Raw genomic sequence first — 15,317 nt, forward strand, 5'->3', positions numbered from 1 at the left:
GCCGCTCAGGCGACCACAGTGCACCGGCGCTGGCGGGCGACGATGGCCATCAGCGCCGCCGTCATCAGTGTGTAGAACGACGCGACCATCGACATCGCGAACATGACTTCCGTCATGCCGAAGACAAGGAAGCCGGTCGCGAGCAGCAGCCCCATCGTGCCGGCGGTCCGCTCGTCGCGGTGCGGGCTGCGTGCGGCGCGCGCGAAATATGCGGCCGGCACCAGCCATGCGGCCAGGATCGCCAGCGCGCCGAGCGTGCCCAGGGTGGCGAGATTGAACAAAAGCTCGTTGTGCGAATGCCGGTACTCGGCGGCGCGCATCGTGATGATTCCCCGTCGCGCTGCATCCTGCATGGCTTGCCCGTATCCCTGGCGGCTGACGCCGACGAACGGGTGTTCCTTGAATACTTCCACTGCAGCGGTCCATAGCTGCAGCCGGTTTCCGACCGAAGAGTCGAGCTCCTTGCCCTGGCGGTATTCCTGGAGCTCCTTATAGGCGTCGTCGACGCGCTGGGCGACGAAGTCGCTGGACAGGTACGCGCCGGCGCTCGCGGCGGCGAGCGTTGCCATGGCCAGGAGCTTGCGCCAGGCACGCCCGCGCATCAGGAAGAAAAACACGAACGCGAACACGGCCAGCGCCAGCCATCCCCCGCGCGTGCCGGAGGCATAGGCGACATAAAGGCCGGCACCGCCGCCGGCCAGCTTCAGCGCGATGGCGATGCGGCCCCGGCGCGTGGCGGGGTCGGACCAGCCTATGCTCAGTAACGAAAACATGCCCAGGAGCAGCGTGATGTTGCTGAAGGGCAGCAGATTCGAGAAGAGGATTTGCATGGGCCGCTCGCCGGGCGAGAGGGCGAATTGGTGGTGAAGAATCGCCGCGCCGATCAACGCCCCGCCCGTGCATCCCCACTGGAGCTGCTTGAGCCAGCCTGCCGGCACGGCCAGGAGCAGCCAGAAAAGCGGCCCGAAGAGGGCCATCCGTAGGGGCGTGTCGAGTACCCGGAGGTCCGCGAACACGCGCGGCTGATCCCATCCCACCGCGAGGGTGCTCACCGCCGCGGCAACGAATTGCGCAGCCAGTGCCGCCCAGACCGGCCAATATTGCCGCATGACATGGGCGAAACGCGCTTCCGGCGCCAGGCGGTGCCGCCAGAAGGCGGCGATCATGGACAGGAGGAGGAGCAGGAACAGCAGGCGGTTGGCACTGCCCCGCACTGACAGCGTGAGCGCGGGCAGGAGGGAGATCGCCGCGGCGGCGACGAAGGTCAGCGGAGCGGGCAGGCCGTCGTATGCGGAATGGGGACGGTTCATGAAAGTTCGCAAGCCGCCTTCGTGGAAATCGACATGTCCAGGAGCGCTTCCACGTGAGCGCGAGGGCTCGGGGCGTAGGAAAGGTGATCCAGCGGGACGGCGAGCCGGGCGCGGCCTGCGCGGGCGCGTGCTTCGGCCTGCGCGATCGCGTCGGCCAGCGAGGCCGGCGCATCGACGTCGAAACTCAGGCAAGCCTCATCCGACAAGGCTTCCGTGCTGCCTATGCTGCGCGGCAGGACCGTAGGGGTGCCGCACAGGACGGACTCGGGGCCCACCAGGCCGAAGGGCTCGTAGCGCGAGGCGAGGATGGTGAAATCCGTCGCCCGGTAGCAGTTGGCGATGTCCTCCCGGTACCCGATATACCGGATCTTCGCGGAGCGGGACTCCACCGGGCGGCCGGCGACCAGGAGCGAGACGGGCAAGGCAGTCGAGCTGAAGCAGGCCTCGAGCAGCGGGTAGCCTTTGCGTTCGTGTCCGGTAGACGGGAACAGGAAAGCAGTCGTGCCTTCGGCAATGCCCAGCTCGCGCCTGAGCGCGGCACGCCGGGCATCGTCCACCGGACGGAAGGTTTCCACGTCTACCGGGGGATACAGCACCCGTATCCGTTCCGGCTCGACACCGTAGTAACGGCGCAGCTCGTCGGCCATCATCAGCGAATGGGCCAGCACCAAGTGCGCATGGGCATAGTGGGCGCGTTCCAGCCGGATCTGCCATTGGTCCCAGGCTGTCGGCCGCCGGCCCGACTGGGCCAGGTGGCCGAGGTGGGTGCCCCCGCAGATGGCGATGTCCGACACGGCGGTCCGGCTGCAGCCGATCAGGAGGTCGATGCGGTGGGCCGCTTTCAGGTCGCGCAGGCGGGAGGAGAAGTAGTGGTCGCGCAGTTTGCCGGGCAAGGCCCAGACGGCGATGCGGACCGGTTCCACGTCGCCGTACTCGGGGATGTGGGTGTCGAAATTGCGGGCGAACACGACCGGGCGGATGCCGAGCGCGCGGAACCCCTTGACGAGATCCATGGCATAGCGTTCCATGCCTCCGCCATGGCCGAAGCGATTGCAGGCGATGGCGACCCTCATGCGGGCGTTCTCCGCATCTCCGGCTGGGGCGCCTGCAGCAGGGACAGCACCGCATCCGTCACGGTGCTCGTCCCGAGGCGCTCCATGCATAGGCTGCGGCTGCCACGGTGTCCATCGCAACCTTCGCGCTGGCATGGGACGCAATCGGCGATGGGCTCTTGCAGCATGACCACGTTGCCGCGGACTTGCCGCGGCGCGGCCTTGGCCCACGGCTGGCCCAGCCCGTCGCCCGGGCTGGGGCCCCATTGTCGCGGGTCCGTCGGGCCGAACAGCGCCACGGTGGGGGTGCCGCAAGCCGCGGCGAGGTGCGTCGTGGCCGTGTCCGGGCCCACGTAGACAGAGGCATGGCGCAGCAGGTCGGCGAGCTCGGCCAGGCTCAGCCTCCCCTGCACGCGGACGATGGCGCGCCGCACGGGCTCGTCCAGGCCTTCGAGCAACTCGTTGACGTATTGCGATTCCGCTTCGCCTGGCCCGCCGCTCAATAGCACCTGCAAGCCTTGTGCATGCAGGCGGGAGAGCAGTTCGCGCCAGCCCTGGGCATGCCACTGCTTGTAGCGCCAGCGGGGGGAAGGGTGGACCACCGCGTAAGGACGATAGGCGTCGAAGGGAGGCGCGCCAGGCACGGCGGCGGCCAGGCGGGCAGGCCAGGCCTCCCGCGGGACGTAGGCCGTCGGCGGCACCACGGTGCGGGCCGGCGCCAGGCCGAGCAGTGCAGCGACGCGCTCGTTCTCGTGCACCCGATGCATGTGCTCATCGATGACCAGCGGGTGCCGCAGCGAAAGTCGCTTCCACCAGGCATGGCCCAGTTCGGGCGGGACCAGCCCCACGCGAACCCGGGCCGACGCCAGGCCGAACAGGTGGGGCTTGTCTCCGGGCTGCGGGATCAGGGCAAGGTCGTAGCGGCGCCAGAGCCGGCGGAGCATCGCGCGGATTTCTCCCCGCGCCGGGCGCTCCGCGATCGTAAAAACCTGGTTGATGTCCGGGTTGTTCTCCAACATGCCTTCCGTGCCCCGGAACACGAGCATGTCGACCTCGCACTGCGGGTAGCGCGTGCGCAGGGCCCGGGGCAGGGGCGTGGTGAGCAAGACGTCACCCAGGTAGCGAAGCGCGATGACCAGCGCTCGTTTGGGTTCGCGGGCGGGTAGGGAACTCATGTCGAAGGGGAGGATAGCAGGCTCCGGACGGCGTCGATGACCTCAGGCAGGGTAGGCCAGCGGCCATCGTCGCCCAGGCATACCGCATCCGGCGTCCAGGGGCCGGTGCGTTCGCGGCGCGTGACGCCGAATAGGGTGATCTGGCGGGCTCCGGCTGCCGCCGCCACGTGGGAAGTGCCCGAATCGTTGCAGACGATGGCTGCCGCCCGCTGAGTCAGGGCCGCGAAGGCGCCCAGTTCGAGAGGCGGCAGCACGGTTGCTGCCGGGGCTGCCCGGCGGGTCGCCTCGGCCTCATGGGCGGGTGGACAGGTGACGCATGTCATGCCTTGGGTGGCCAGCGCTTGCGCCAGGTCCCCGAATAGCGGCCAGGCCTTGGATCGCCCATGGTGCAGGCCGGTGGCGATGGGGGCGAGCAAGACGAAAGGCCCGGTGATGCCAACCTCGGCCAGGGCCCGGTCGGCAGCGGCGCGATGAGCTGGCGTAAGGGGCAGCGCCAGCCGCGGCCCGGGAGTCGCGGGCAGCTCGATGCCGGGATGCCAGCGGAGCAGCGCCTCGCGCGCGAGGCGGTAGAACACCTCGACCTCGTGCAGCCCGGAGGGTTTGGGCAGGGCCCAGCGCAGGAGGGGGGAGCGGCCGTTGCCGCGATAGCCCGCGGCGCGAATGCCGGCCAGGCGGAACAGGGCGGCGCTGGACAGAGAGTTGGGGAAGACGATGCCCCGCGGCCTGCCCCGGTCGGGCACCGCTTGCCGGGTCGTTGCGAGATTGGCGCCGAAGCGCTTGCCCAACGGAACGAAAGCCGCCGGCGTGAGTCCATTGAGCAAGTCGCCGGCCCACGGGCGGCCGTGCAGCACCAGGCCATGCCCCGCTTGCTGGAGCAGCGCCAACGCGGGCAGGCACATGCAAGCGTCGCCTACCCAGTTGGGCAGCCGGACATGTACGGGATCGACTTCTGGCATCGGGTAGTCAGCGACGCAGGGCGGCAGGCGGCTGCGCGTACAATCTAAAGCTTTCTATTGTAAGCGGGCGGGCCGGCCGCAGCGCGAACCAGCGCTGCCGTGGAGGCGTCCCGCCACGAACACCCTGTGAATTCACAACCCGTCAAATCCGAACTATGGCGCCGCGTCTATAGCCGGGTCCTGAAATACTGGCACGCGATCGCGCTGGGCATGCTTTTCCTGACCGGGGTGGCCGCTTCCCAGCCCATCCTGGCCATGTTGATGAAGCCGCTGCTGGACGGAGGTTTCAGCGGCGAGCATCCCGATTACGTCTGGAAGATCCCGCTCGCCATCGTCGTCATCTTCCTGGTCCGGGGCGCGCTGAACTTCCTGAGTGACTATCTGCTGGCCTGGGCGGCCAACCACGTCCTGGCCGACTTGCGCAGGGAGATGTTCGATCGCCTGTTGCGCCTGCCCGATGCGTATTTCAAGCGCATGGGCTCCTCGCTGCTGCTCAATCGCTTCGTGGTGGACGCCGCCGGGGTGATGGGCCTGGCCACTGAAGTCATCACCGTGCTGGTGCGGGAAACGCTGATCGTCGTTTCGCTGGTGGGGGTGCTGCTGTATTTGTCGTGGCAGCTGACCCTGATCGCCCTGGTGGCCTTCCCGCTCTCGACTTTCATCATGCGGGCCATTGCGCGGCGCATCCGGCGGATCAACCGCGAGACCATCGCGATGAACGGCGAGCTGACCCGGATCGTGAGCGAGGCCATCGACGGGCAGCGGGTCATTAAGTTGTTCAGCGGCTACGAGCACGAGGAGGCCCGGTTTTTTGAGGTCAATGGACGGTTGCGCCGTTTTGCCATGCGCAACGCAGTGGCGACGGCGGCGTCCGCCCCCATCACCCAGGCCATTTCCGCCGTCGCGCTCGCCGTCGTGGTGGCCACCGCGCTGGGGCAGTCCGATGCCAACCAAATCACGGTGGGTGGCTTTGCCGCGTTCGTTACCGCCATGCTGCAGATGCTCGATCCGCTCAAGCGCCTGGCCAATGTCGCCAGCCCCATGCAGCGCATGCTCGTGGCCGCCGAAAGCGTGTTCTCGCTCGTGGACGAAATGCCAGAGCCGGACGAGGGGACGCGTACCCTGGCCAAGCCGGTGCGCGGGCGGATCGAGTTCGAGAACGTCTCGCACCGTTTCCCTGAAGCGGCGCGCAATACCTTGACCGACATCAGCTTCTCGGTCGAACCCGGGCAGACCGTGGCGTTCATCGGCCGCTCGGGCAGCGGCAAGACGACCCTGGTTTCCATGCTGCCGCGCTTTGCCCAGCCGTCCCGGGGTTCGATACGCGTGGACGGCGTGCCGATCGAAGAGCTCACCCTGAGCAGCCTGCGCGACGCGATTTCCTTGGTCAGCCAAGACGTGGTGCTGTTCGACGAGACGATCGCCGCGAACGTGAGTTACGGTGCCAGCCAGGAGCCTTCGGAGGAGGCGATCCGGCAGGCGCTGGCCGATGCCAATCTGCTCGAGTTCGTCGAGTCGCTGCCGCAGGGCATATATAGCCGCGTAGGCGAGAACGCGGCCCGGTTGTCGGGCGGGCAGCGCCAGCGCCTGGCGATCGCGCGGGCGTTGATCAAGGATGCGCCGATCCTGATCCTGGACGAGGCCACTTCCGCCCTCGACAACGAGTCGGAACGCCAAGTGCAGGCTTCGCTCGAGCGCCTCATGAAGGGCAGGACGACGCTGGTGATTGCCCATCGTCTTTCTACGGTGCAGAATGCCGACCGCATCATCGTGCTGGATCAAGGTCGCATGGTGGAACAGGGTACGCACGCCGACCTGCTTGCCGCCGACGGCTTGTACGCAGCGCTATACAAGATGCAGTTCAATGAATCCTCCTAACCGCACGGATGAAAAGAACAAAAATAAAGCTCGCGAACCTTCTGGTCGGCATCTATAAGTTTTTGACGGGGCGTCCCAGAGACCGGCAGTCGTTCGATTCGAAGCGCAACTTTCGCAGCGTCGTCATTTTCTCCACGACGGCGCTGGGGGACCTTCTCCTGAATACCCCCGCCATCCGCGCCGTCAAGAAGCGCTACCCCGATGCGGTCATTACCCTCGTCTCCGGCCATCGCACTGCCGGCCTGGTGCAGGGTAGCCCGCATTTCGACCACGTCATCCATTGGGATCACAAGGCCAGGACCATGTTCGGCGTCATCTCTGCGCTGCGCGGGGTCCGGCCGGAGATGGCCGTGATCCTGCACTCCAAAGAACCGTACGACGTGCTCGCCGCCGTATTTTCCGGCTGTGAGTACGTATTCAAGAATGTCGAGCGGGAGGAGCTGAATGGCATGGGGAGATGGTTGACCGCCTTCACGTTCCACGAAGGACGCCATCAGATCCGGTCCAAGCTCGACCTGATGGAAGTGCTGGGTTGTGACGTGCAAGACACGACGATGTTCGTGCCCGTTCCGTTCGCGCCTCTTCCCAAGCCCGAAGGCAAGGTGGTGGTCGGCTTCCAGCTGGGGGCATCCAAACCCATACGCTGTTGGCCCGTCGAGCGTTTCGTGGCGTTGGCGAGGAAGATCCTCTCCCACTCGCCCGATTACGCGCTGGTCTTGGTCGGAGACGCCCGGGAGCGCGAGATCGAGCAAGCGTTTCTCGATGGGCTGGCGCAAGATGAGCGCGCGCGGGTCATCAGCTACGTCGGGGAGACGACGCTGCCGCAACTGGCGGCCGTCGTGGGCAGCATGGACGTATTGGTGACCGGCGACACCGGCACCATGCACCTGGCGATCGCGTTGCGAGTCAAGACGGTGAGCCTGTTCGTGACGGCGAATCCGGAGGCCACCGGCCCGTATCAGGACAGCCACCTGCACCAGGTCATCCACGTGCCATTCGATCCCCAACGCTTCGATGCAGCGCAGCGCGAGCGGCCGATGAGTGTCATCGGCTGCGACATCGTGATGGAGAAAGTCCTGGTCGCGACGGCCGTGCCGGCCATCGCGGCGTCCGCTGCGGCGCAGGTTCGCCGGGCGGGCCGCGCCGCGGAGCGCGAGGCCGAGGGCGCTTCGTTGTCCTATGCCTAGCGTCGCCTAGAGCGCCGGCATGGCTGCGCCGGCGGCAGCGACCGCATAGGGCGAAGGCCAGGAACCGTTCGCGCGGAAACGCGAGAAGTCCCGTGCGACCCGGCCCGGCGTCAACGCGTATTTCCAAAGTTTTTCTTTCAGCTTGCCGGTGGGGATGTAATCACCGCCGACCAGGATGCGCCCGGGGCCCCAGTCAGGCCGCCACGTCCTGGCGCCCCCCTGGCGCATGAACAGTGACAGGGTCGGCACGTGGAGGTTAGAGGCGAGATGGCCGATGCCCGAGTCGTTGCCGATGAACCAGCCGGAGCCGAAGATCCAGGCCGCCACTTCGTCCAGCCCGCCCAGCGCAGGCAGCCCCAGGCCCAGTTCCTGGACGTGCTCCCATTGGGGGCGTTCGGCCGGGCTGATGATGAAGTGCGGGTCCAGTCCTTCGTCGCGCAGCCGGCGCGCGAGTGTCACGAAACGCGAAGCCAGCCAGCATTTGTCCGGCGTGCTTGCCGTGGGATGGATGACGACCCGCGCCTGGTGGCTTCGGTGCACCAATCCCGCGGGAGGGACGAGGCCGTTGTGCTTTTCCGGATCCAGTAGGCCGAGTTCCGCGCGACAGTATTCGACCAGGCGCTGCGCCATGGATTGGGGCGAGCGCATGCGGCACAGGTGTTCGAGGATCAACGCTCGCGGGTGGATGGCATGGGGTTCGGGCAGCGGCCGGGCCTCGTGCAGTTGAACCACCGCACCATAATCCCGCAGCACCTCGGATGCCTGGTCTGGCGGTAGCGCGGGACGGATGTCGAAACCCGGAAACCACGCGCGCAGGGCATGGATGTGGGCGCCGAAGACGGTAACGTTCGATCCGGCACGGCGCAGATTGTGCGCGACCGTCATCAACAGCAGCGAGTCGCCGATGGCAGGGGAAGCGATGATGGCGACGTGCGCCAGAGAGTCCTTGTCGAGGGGCACGAATTATTGTTCTTGCTTGTTGAAAGGGCGTGGGCCGGAAGGCCCACGAGGCCCCTATTGTATGCAAACCGGCTCGATGCGGAGCCGGCCGTGCATTACTTCATCTTGCATTCGCCGGCGTACGAGTCCTTGCTTTGCTCGTAGATCACGCCTTTGGTGACGAAGGCGGGCTTGCCGCTGGCGTCTTTCTCCACGTCGACCCGGTAGAACGGGGCGATCGGGAACTGGTTGGTGTTGAACGCGAAGTAGCCGCGCACGGAGTCGAACTTGGCCTCGCGCAATGCCGTGCGGAACGCATTCTTGTCGGACACGTTGCCTTTGGTCTTGGCCAGGGCCGAGGCGATCAGGCTGGCGGCGTCATAGGATTGCGCCGCGTACATCGACGGCTCGCGGTTGTATTTCTTGCGGAAAGCTTCGGCGAACTTCTTATTGGCCGGGTTGTCGAGGTCGGGCGAATAGGGGGCGGCCGTGATCGCGCCGAGCGCGTTTTCCTGCAGGGCCGGAAGCGTGGAGCCGTCGATGGTGGAGGTGGAAAGCATGCGCACCTTGTCGAACATGCCGGCTTGCCGGTATTGCTTGACGAAGTTCACGCCCATGCTGCCGGGATAAAAGGTGTAGATGGCCTCGGGCTTGTTGGCAGCCAGTGCGGAGATCTCGACCGAGTAATCGGGCTGGTTGACCTGGGTGAAGGTCTCGCCGACGACTTCTCCCTTGAAGGTGCGCTTGAAGCCCTCCATGGCGTCCTTGCCGGCCTGGTAGTTGGCGGCCAGGAGGTGGATCTTCTTGATGCCCATTTTGTTGGCGAGCTCGCCGCCGGCTTCATGCAGCTGGTCGTTGTTCCATGAAGTCGAGAAGAAATAGGGCGAGCACCCCTTGCCGGTGATGGGCGTGGGGCCGGCGTTCGAACCGATCAGGAAGACTTCCGCGCTGGTGATGGGGCGGTGGACCGCCATCATCACGTTCGAATAGATCAGGCCGGTGATGATGGGTACTTTCTCGCGCTCGAGGAGCTGGCGCACGACCTGCAGCCCCACCTCGGGCTTCATCTGGTCGTCTTCCCGCAGAATCTGGACGTCGACGCCGCCGAGTTTGCCGTTGCCCTGTTCGACGGCCAACATGAACCCGTCGTACTGGTCTTGCCCCAGCACCGAGCCGGGCCCGGACAGGGTGGAGACGAAGCCGATCTTGACGGCGGCGTAGGAAGGGGCGGCGAAGGCCGCTTGCAGTATCGATGCGATGGCTATCAGTTTGGCGGTTTTCATGCGGACTCCTGGCTTGCCTTGCGTGGTGGGCGAGGCCGGAAACCGGCCCCGTGGGATACTGCGATCGACGGCGCGACGCCTGCTTCGGACGCTTATTTCAGCTTGCACTCCCCATGGTAGGGATCCTGGTGCTCCTGGAATACCGTTTCCCGCGTGGCCAACGTCACGTCGCCCGCAGGATCGCGCACTACTTCGAACGCGTAATAGTTAGAAACAGGGAAGTGATTATTGTTAAATTTAAACTCGCCCCGCACTGAGGGGAAATTCGCCTTGACCATGGCCTGTTCGAAGGCTTTCTTGTCGTTGATGCGTCCCCCGGTGGCCTGCAGCGCGGCGTTCAGCGCCTGGGCTGAATCATAGCCGTAGGCCGCGTAATGCGACGGGATCCTTCCGTATTTCTTGCGGAACTGCTCGACGAAGCTGCGGTTGGCCGGGTTGGGCAGGTCGGGCGCCCACGGGCCGCCCGAGATAACGCCCAGGGCCAGCTCTTTCAACGCCGGCAGGGTCGTGCCGTCCACCGTCGAGCCCGACAGCAGGGGCACTTTGCCCAGCATGCCGGCCTGGTGATATTGCTTGACGAAGTTCACCCCCATGCCGCCGGGATAGAAAATGAACACGGCGTCAGGCTTGGCATTGCGCAGCTGCGTGATTTCCACCGAGTAGTCGGGTTGGTTGACCTGGGTGTAGGTCTCGCTGAGGACCTCGCCCTTGAAGTAGCGCTTGAAGCCGATGAGCGCCTCGCGGCCGGCCTGGTAGTTGGGCGCCATCAGCGCGACGCGCTTGTAGCCCTTCTGTTGGGCATACTTGCCCATCGCTTCGTGCTGCTGGTCGTTCTGCCAAGACGTGGAGAAGTACAGCGGCGAGCACATCGAGCCGGCAATCTGGCTGGGGCCGGCGTTGTTCACCAGCAGGAAGGTGCCGCTGTTGATGACGTCGCGGTAGATTGCCATGAGCACGTTCGAGAAGCTCAGGCCGGTAATGACGTCCACCCGGTCGCGCTCGATGAGCTTCTTGGCGGCCTGGCGCCCCACTTCAGGCTTGAGCTGGTCGTCTTCCTGGATGACCTTGACAGCTTGGCCGCCGAGCTTGCCGCCGGCGGCTTCGATACCCAGCATGAATCCGTCGTATTGGTCTTGGCCCAGCGTACCGCCGGGACCCGAGAGGGTAGCGAGAAAGCCGATCTTGATGTCGGCTTGCGCCGGGGCGGTCATGCCGAGTGCGAGGCAAAGGCTGGCCGCCAGGGCGGTAATGGGGTACTGCAAGGTCATGAAGGATTCCTTGGGTTGATTGAAGTTTAAAGTAATTCTTGGAATTCGAAGCGGAATTCGTGGGAATCGCCCGGCTCCGTACGGCGGATGCGGCCGGCGGTGGGCGTGGGGAAGTGGGCCGGCAAGACCAGCGTGCCATCGCGGGCGCAGGCCTCGAGAAGCGAGCGCCGTGTTTGGCGCGCGTGGCCGGGGTCGGCGCAGAAGCGCGTGCTCCACTGGGGGTAGCAGCATTGCAGCGGGTGATGGAAAGCATCCCCGGTGAGCAGGACGCGCTGGTTCTCGCCCTGGATTTCGACCGCCACGTGGCCGGGCGTATGCCCAGGCGCGGGGACGAGTCGGATGGCATCGTCGATCCGGTGGTTCATGTCGACCAGGTCGGCCAGCCCGGCTTCGAACACCGGCAGGACCGAGTCGCCCACGTAGTCGCCCGTGCGCACCAGGCCGGGATGTCCCTCGTGCTCTTTCCAATACACCCATTCCTCGTGGGTGAAGAGATAGCGCGCGTTGGGGAAGGTGGGGACCCAGGCCCCGTCCACGAGTCGCGTGTGCCAGCCCACGTGGTCGACGTGAAGATGGGTGGAGACGACGATGTCTATGTCTTCGGGCCGTACGCCGGACTGCGCCAGGCGGTCCAGCCAGCCCCAATGCTGGCGGTCGAATTCCGGGCGCACGCGGGCCTTGCAGTCGCCCACGCAGGTGTCGACCAGAATCAGGCGGCCTTGGCTTTTCAGCAAAAAGGACTGGATGGCGATTACCAGCCGGTCGGAAACCGGGTCGTAAAAGCGTGGGGCCAGCCAGTCGAGGTTGGCCTGGATCACCTCGGGCGTGGAATCCGGGAAGATTTCGGCCGGGCGGAGCAGTGGACCTTCATTCTCGACGATGCGCACCAGCTCCACGCCGCCGAAGTCGTAGCGGGCGGTCACGCGTCACCCGGAGCGGACTTGCCCGGATGCACCGTGCCGCACGACGGGCAACGCCGCTTCTCTTCGCTGGCGTAGAAGGCTTCGAAGAGGGGAGGCAGGTCCTGCACGATGCTCTGGAGCTGTACCTCCACGCGGTGCACTAGGTGACCGCAGTTCAGGCAGTACCACTCGAAACCGTCTTTCAGCCCTTGCGGGCGCTGGCGCTCGATGACGAGGCAGGCGCTGCCGGCCTCGGGACGCTGGGGCGAATGCCGCACGTGCGGCGGCAGCAGGAAGATGTCGCCTTCCTTCAGGTCCACCCGTTCGGGCTTGCCGTCAGCCCAGATCTTCAGGTAGGCATTGCCCCGGATCTGATAGAAGAATTCTTCCAGCGGATCGTCGTGATAGTCGGTGCGGTGATTGGGGCCGCCCACGACCGTGACGATGAAATCGGAGTCCTGCCAGATCTGCTGGTTGCCGACAGGGGGCTTGAGCAGATGCGCGTGGTCGTCGATCCACTTCTGGAAATTGAGGGGAAGGCCGTATTTGAACATGATGCTCTCGTTGGTAGGTCTGCGCCCGCGGGGCGGGCTCCCGCGCCGCGACGGGGTCGCGGCCTCCTTTTTCCTATCCATGGCAGTCTATGTGACCGCCGCCGCGAGCGAGAAATAGAAGTTGCGGCCCGGGGTATGCGTGTTGGTTATAGTCCGTTCTGGCCTTTGCCTCCGAGGGGGGGATTGCTTTCCCCGGCGCGGCGATGGGCGCAGACTCGATGCAGGTATTCGATCAGGTGCTGGCTAGCCGGACTCATTTGCCGGTTCGCCCGCACCGAATACCCCACCCGCCCGAACAGCCCGAATTCTTCGAGCGGCAGGCGCTTGAGGAGCCCGTGCTCCAGGAACTGGGCCGCGGCGTCTTGCGGCATCAGCGCGATCGCTTCCCCCCGGAGCAGTATCCCGAGGTTGGTCAGCAGGGACAGCGATTCGATGTAGCGGGGTGGCAGGCCAAGGCCGGTGCGGTGAAAGGTTTGTTCCACGGCGGTCCGCAGGGGCGACTCGGCCGAGGGCAGGATCCACGGCCAGTCCATCAACTGCGCGAGTTCGACGCGAGGTTCCCGGATGAGCGGGTGGTGCGCGCCGACCACGGCGTAGAGCCGCTCTTCGTACAGCGTGTGGTGAGTGAGGGGATAGGCATAGCCGAGCGCGATATCGCGTTCGGGCAGCCGGCCGACGACGATGTCCAGGTCGCCGGTGGCCAGGGCGGGGAACAGTTGGGACGACGGGCCTTCGGAAACGGTCACGCGTATCCCGGGGTGCTCCTGCATCAGCAGGGAAATGGCCTCGGGCAACAGCTTGGCCGAGGCCGCGATGAGCGTGCCCACGATGACGTGGCCGCTTTCGCCGGTCAGTGCGGCATTCAGCTCATCGGTCATGTACCGCAGTTCGGCCATCAGTGTCTTGACCCGGCGCCCGAGCAGGTGGGCGAGCTCGGTCGGGACGACGCCGCGGTTGGATCGCTCGAATAGCGGCGCCCCGACGAATTTCTCCAACTCGTAGATGGCCTTGGTGACGCTAGGCTGCGTCAAGTTGAGCTCATTGGCGGCGCGCGACAGCGAGTGGCGCTCGAGGACGCGTTCGAAGATCTGCAGCTGGTGCAGTTTGAGCTTGTGGCCTAGCGCGTTGGGGGTAAGGCGGAAATTGGACATGGACGGACCGCGGCGGCTCCTGGTGATCCCGGAAAGCCGCGGAACGGCTTTGCCGGTCCGCAGGCCTCGCCCGTTCGGGAGCACGCAAGGGCGAAGAAGCTACAACTTTACGCAAACATTGGTGGGTTCGGTATAAAAATGTAGCGAGTGGCGGCCGCCTTCACGCCCTATGCCCGACAAACCGCTGCCGCCGAACGGCGTGCGCAGGTCGCGCAGGAACCAGCAGTTCACCCAGGCCAACCCGACCTGCATGGCCTGGGCCACGCGGTGCCCGCGCACCAGGTTGGTGGTCCAGACTGCGGCCGCGAGGCCATACTTGGTGTCGTTGGCCAGGGCAATGGCCTCTTCCTCGGTGTCGAACGGGGCAATGTGGCAGACCGGGCCGAAGACTTCTTCCTTGATGCAGCGCGCGGTCTCGGGCAGGCCGGTCCAGATGGTGGGCTGGATGTAGGCGCCGTTGTCCCGCTCATCGCCGAATTGGGGCACGCCGCCCCCGGTGACGACCGTGGCGCCTTCTTCCACCGCCAGGCGCATGTACGAGAGCACCTTCTCCCGGTGTTCGTGCGAGACGAGCGGCCCCATGGTCGTGGCAGGATCCATCGGCCGGCCAAGCACCAATTTTTCCGCCTCGCGCTTCAGGGCCTGGACGAAGCGGTCGAAGATGGGACGCTGTACGTAGACGCGCTCGGTGCATAGGCAGACCTGCCCACAGTTCGCGAAGACGGAATTCGCGACGCCCGCCACGGCCTGGTCGAAATCGGCGTCTTCGAACACCAGGGCGGCGTTCTTGCCTCCCAGCTCGAAGGAAACCGGCTTGACGCCAGGGGCCACGGCTTTCATGATCGCGGCGCCGGTGGCCGACTCACCGGTGAATGTGACGCCGTCGATGTCTTCGTGCGTGGTGATGAACTCTCCGGCAGAGTTGGGCCCGAAGCCGTGGACCAGGTTGAACACGCCCTCGGGCAGGCCGACCTCCATGGCGACCTCGGCCAGCAGCGTAGCGGTCGAGGGCGTCACCTCGGAGGGCTTGGCCACTACGGTGTTGCCGAAGGCCAGCGCCGGCGCGACCTTCCAGGTGAACAGCAGCAGCGGGAGATTCCACGGCGAAATCACGCCGACGACGCCCAACGGCTTGCGGTAGGCGTAGTTCAGCGCCTGGCGGCCGTCCGGGGTGTCTGTCATGTAGCTTTCCATGTCCAGGGTGCGCGCGATTTCCGCGAAAGCGCGGAAGTTGGCAGCGCCGCGCGGAATGTCGATCTGGCGGGCCCATCCCACGGGCTTGCCGGTGTCGCCGATTTCTGCCTCGAGGAAGTCGTCGAAGCGGCGCTCGATGCCGTCGGCCAGGGCGTAGAGATAGTCCGTGCGCTGCTTGACGGACATCGCCGCCCAGGCCGGCAGGGCACGACGGGCCGCCGCCACGGCGGCATCGACCTGGTCGCGGCCGGCCTCGTGTACGCGCGCGATCAATTCCCCGTTGGCCGGGTTGAGCTTGTCAAAGGTGCGGATGCCGTCTTCGAAGCGGCCGCCGATGAAGTTGCGAAGGGTCTTGGTGGACATGTGGCGCTACCTAGATTAAATAGTACGTATACGTCATAATAGTAATGGATTTTCGTCCGATCATCCCGGTTCCGGGCATAACTTATCGGTGGCCAGCCATAGCCG

13 protein-coding genes are annotated in these 15,317 nt (G+C 65.7%); 2 read left to right on the forward strand and 11 right to left on the reverse strand.

What is annotated here, in order from left to right:
* Window positions 1-5: 5 nt before the first annotated feature.
* Genes Q0319_RS05785 through Q0319_RS05800 form a run of 4 tightly spaced genes read right to left on the reverse strand, consistent with a single transcriptional unit; the run spans window position 6 to window position 4,493 of the window.
* Window positions 6-1,310, reverse strand: a complete 1,305-nt coding sequence (locus tag Q0319_RS05785; RefSeq protein ID WP_299451412.1) for an O-antigen ligase family protein — start codon at window positions 1,308-1,310, stop codon at window positions 6-8.
* On the reverse strand, window positions 1,307-2,383 hold the full coding sequence (locus Q0319_RS05790; protein ID WP_296463916.1) for a glycosyltransferase family 4 protein: 1,077 nt from the start codon (window positions 2,381-2,383) through the stop codon (window positions 1,307-1,309). Before Q0319_RS05790 ends, Q0319_RS05785 begins: the two co-directional genes overlap by 4 nt.
* Window positions 2,380-3,537: a putative lipopolysaccharide heptosyltransferase III gene (rfaQ, locus tag Q0319_RS05795; RefSeq protein WP_299451413.1), complete on the reverse strand. Its 1,158-nt coding sequence runs from the start codon at window positions 3,535-3,537 to the stop codon at window positions 2,380-2,382. The genes Q0319_RS05790 and rfaQ overlap by 4 nt, the downstream gene beginning before the upstream one ends.
* The gene (locus Q0319_RS05800) at window positions 3,534-4,493 is read right to left on the reverse strand and encodes a glycosyltransferase family 9 protein (protein ID WP_299451414.1); all 960 of its coding nucleotides are present in this window, start codon (window positions 4,491-4,493) and stop codon (window positions 3,534-3,536) included. Before Q0319_RS05800 ends, rfaQ begins: the two co-directional genes overlap by 4 nt.
* A gap of 126 nt (window positions 4,494-4,619) precedes the next feature.
* Here Q0319_RS05800 and msbA point away from each other — a divergent pair, with 126 nt between their 5' ends.
* Together msbA and Q0319_RS05810 are read left to right on the forward strand one after the other, a co-directional pair.
* Window positions 4,620-6,371, forward strand: coding sequence for a lipid A export permease/ATP-binding protein MsbA (gene msbA / locus Q0319_RS05805; protein WP_363322245.1), 1,752 nt, complete (start codon window positions 4,620-4,622; stop codon window positions 6,369-6,371).
* Window positions 6,372-6,433: 62 nt separating this feature from the next.
* Window positions 6,434-7,558 carry a glycosyltransferase family 9 protein gene (locus tag Q0319_RS05810; protein ID WP_299451415.1) on the forward strand — a complete coding sequence of 375 codons (1,125 nt, stop codon included), beginning with the start codon at window positions 6,434-6,436 and terminating at the stop codon, window positions 7,556-7,558.
* A 6-nt stretch (window positions 7,559-7,564) separates the two neighbouring features.
* Here Q0319_RS05810 and Q0319_RS05815 read toward each other — a convergent pair whose 3' ends face one another.
* The 7 genes from Q0319_RS05815 to Q0319_RS05845 form a co-directional block, all read right to left on the reverse strand.
* Window positions 7,565-8,518 (reverse strand): glycosyltransferase family 9 protein, encoded by a 954-nt coding sequence (locus Q0319_RS05815; protein WP_299451416.1) that lies wholly within the window; start codon window positions 8,516-8,518, stop codon window positions 7,565-7,567.
* 95 nt (window positions 8,519-8,613) lie between these two features.
* Window positions 8,614-9,780: an ABC transporter substrate-binding protein gene (locus Q0319_RS05820; protein WP_296470522.1), complete on the reverse strand. Its 1,167-nt coding sequence runs from the start codon at window positions 9,778-9,780 to the stop codon at window positions 8,614-8,616.
* 92 nt (window positions 9,781-9,872) lie between these two features.
* Complete coding sequence (locus Q0319_RS05825; RefSeq protein WP_296470525.1) at window positions 9,873-11,048, reverse strand: ABC transporter substrate-binding protein; 1,176 nt, start codon at window positions 11,046-11,048, stop codon at window positions 9,873-9,875.
* 26 nt (window positions 11,049-11,074) lie between these two features.
* Entirely contained in the window at window positions 11,075-11,971 is an 897-nt protein-coding gene (locus tag Q0319_RS05830) for an MBL fold metallo-hydrolase (RefSeq protein WP_299451417.1), read from the reverse strand.
* Window positions 11,968-12,504 (reverse strand): 3-hydroxyanthranilate 3,4-dioxygenase, encoded by a 537-nt coding sequence (locus Q0319_RS05835; protein ID WP_299451418.1) that lies wholly within the window; start codon window positions 12,502-12,504, stop codon window positions 11,968-11,970. The genes Q0319_RS05830 and Q0319_RS05835 overlap by 4 nt, the downstream gene beginning before the upstream one ends.
* A 146-nt stretch (window positions 12,505-12,650) precedes the next feature.
* A complete protein-coding gene (locus Q0319_RS05840; protein ID WP_299451419.1) occupies window positions 12,651-13,655 on the reverse strand; it encodes a LysR substrate-binding domain-containing protein in 1,005 nt (334 codons plus the stop codon).
* A 99-nt stretch (window positions 13,656-13,754) separates the two neighbouring features.
* Window positions 13,755-15,212: a 2-hydroxymuconic semialdehyde dehydrogenase gene (locus Q0319_RS05845; protein ID WP_299451420.1), complete on the reverse strand. Its 1,458-nt coding sequence runs from the start codon at window positions 15,210-15,212 to the stop codon at window positions 13,755-13,757.
* Window positions 15,213-15,317 lie beyond the last annotated feature (105 nt).

The organism is uncultured Pigmentiphaga sp. (assembly GCF_937950555.1).
GTDB lineage: Bacteria > Pseudomonadota > Gammaproteobacteria > Burkholderiales > Burkholderiaceae_B > Pigmentiphaga.

Coding starts and splice junctions, on each gene's coding strand:
- Q0319_RS05785 (WP_299451412.1), bottom strand. CDS start 1,310: ATGAACCGTCCCCATTCCGCATACGACGGCCTGCCCGCTCCGCTGACC.
- Q0319_RS05790 (WP_296463916.1), bottom strand. CDS start 2,383: ATGAGGGTCGCCATCGCCTGCAATCGCTTCGGCCATGGCGGAGGCATG.
- rfaQ (WP_299451413.1), bottom strand. CDS start 3,537: ATGAGTTCCCTACCCGCCCGCGAACCCAAACGAGCGCTGGTCATCGCG.
- Q0319_RS05800 (WP_299451414.1), bottom strand. CDS start 4,493: ATGCCAGAAGTCGATCCCGTACATGTCCGGCTGCCCAACTGGGTAGGC.
- Q0319_RS05820 (WP_296470522.1), bottom strand. CDS start 9,780: ATGAAAACCGCCAAACTGATAGCCATCGCATCGATACTGCAAGCGGCC.
- Q0319_RS05825 (WP_296470525.1), bottom strand. CDS start 11,048: ATGACCTTGCAGTACCCCATTACCGCCCTGGCGGCCAGCCTTTGCCTC.
- Q0319_RS05835 (WP_299451418.1), bottom strand. CDS start 12,504: ATGTTCAAATACGGCCTTCCCCTCAATTTCCAGAAGTGGATCGACGAC.
- Q0319_RS05840 (WP_299451419.1), bottom strand. CDS start 13,655: ATGTCCAATTTCCGCCTTACCCCCAACGCGCTAGGCCACAAGCTCAAA.
- Q0319_RS05845 (WP_299451420.1), bottom strand. CDS start 15,212: ATGTCCACCAAGACCCTTCGCAACTTCATCGGCGGCCGCTTCGAAGAC.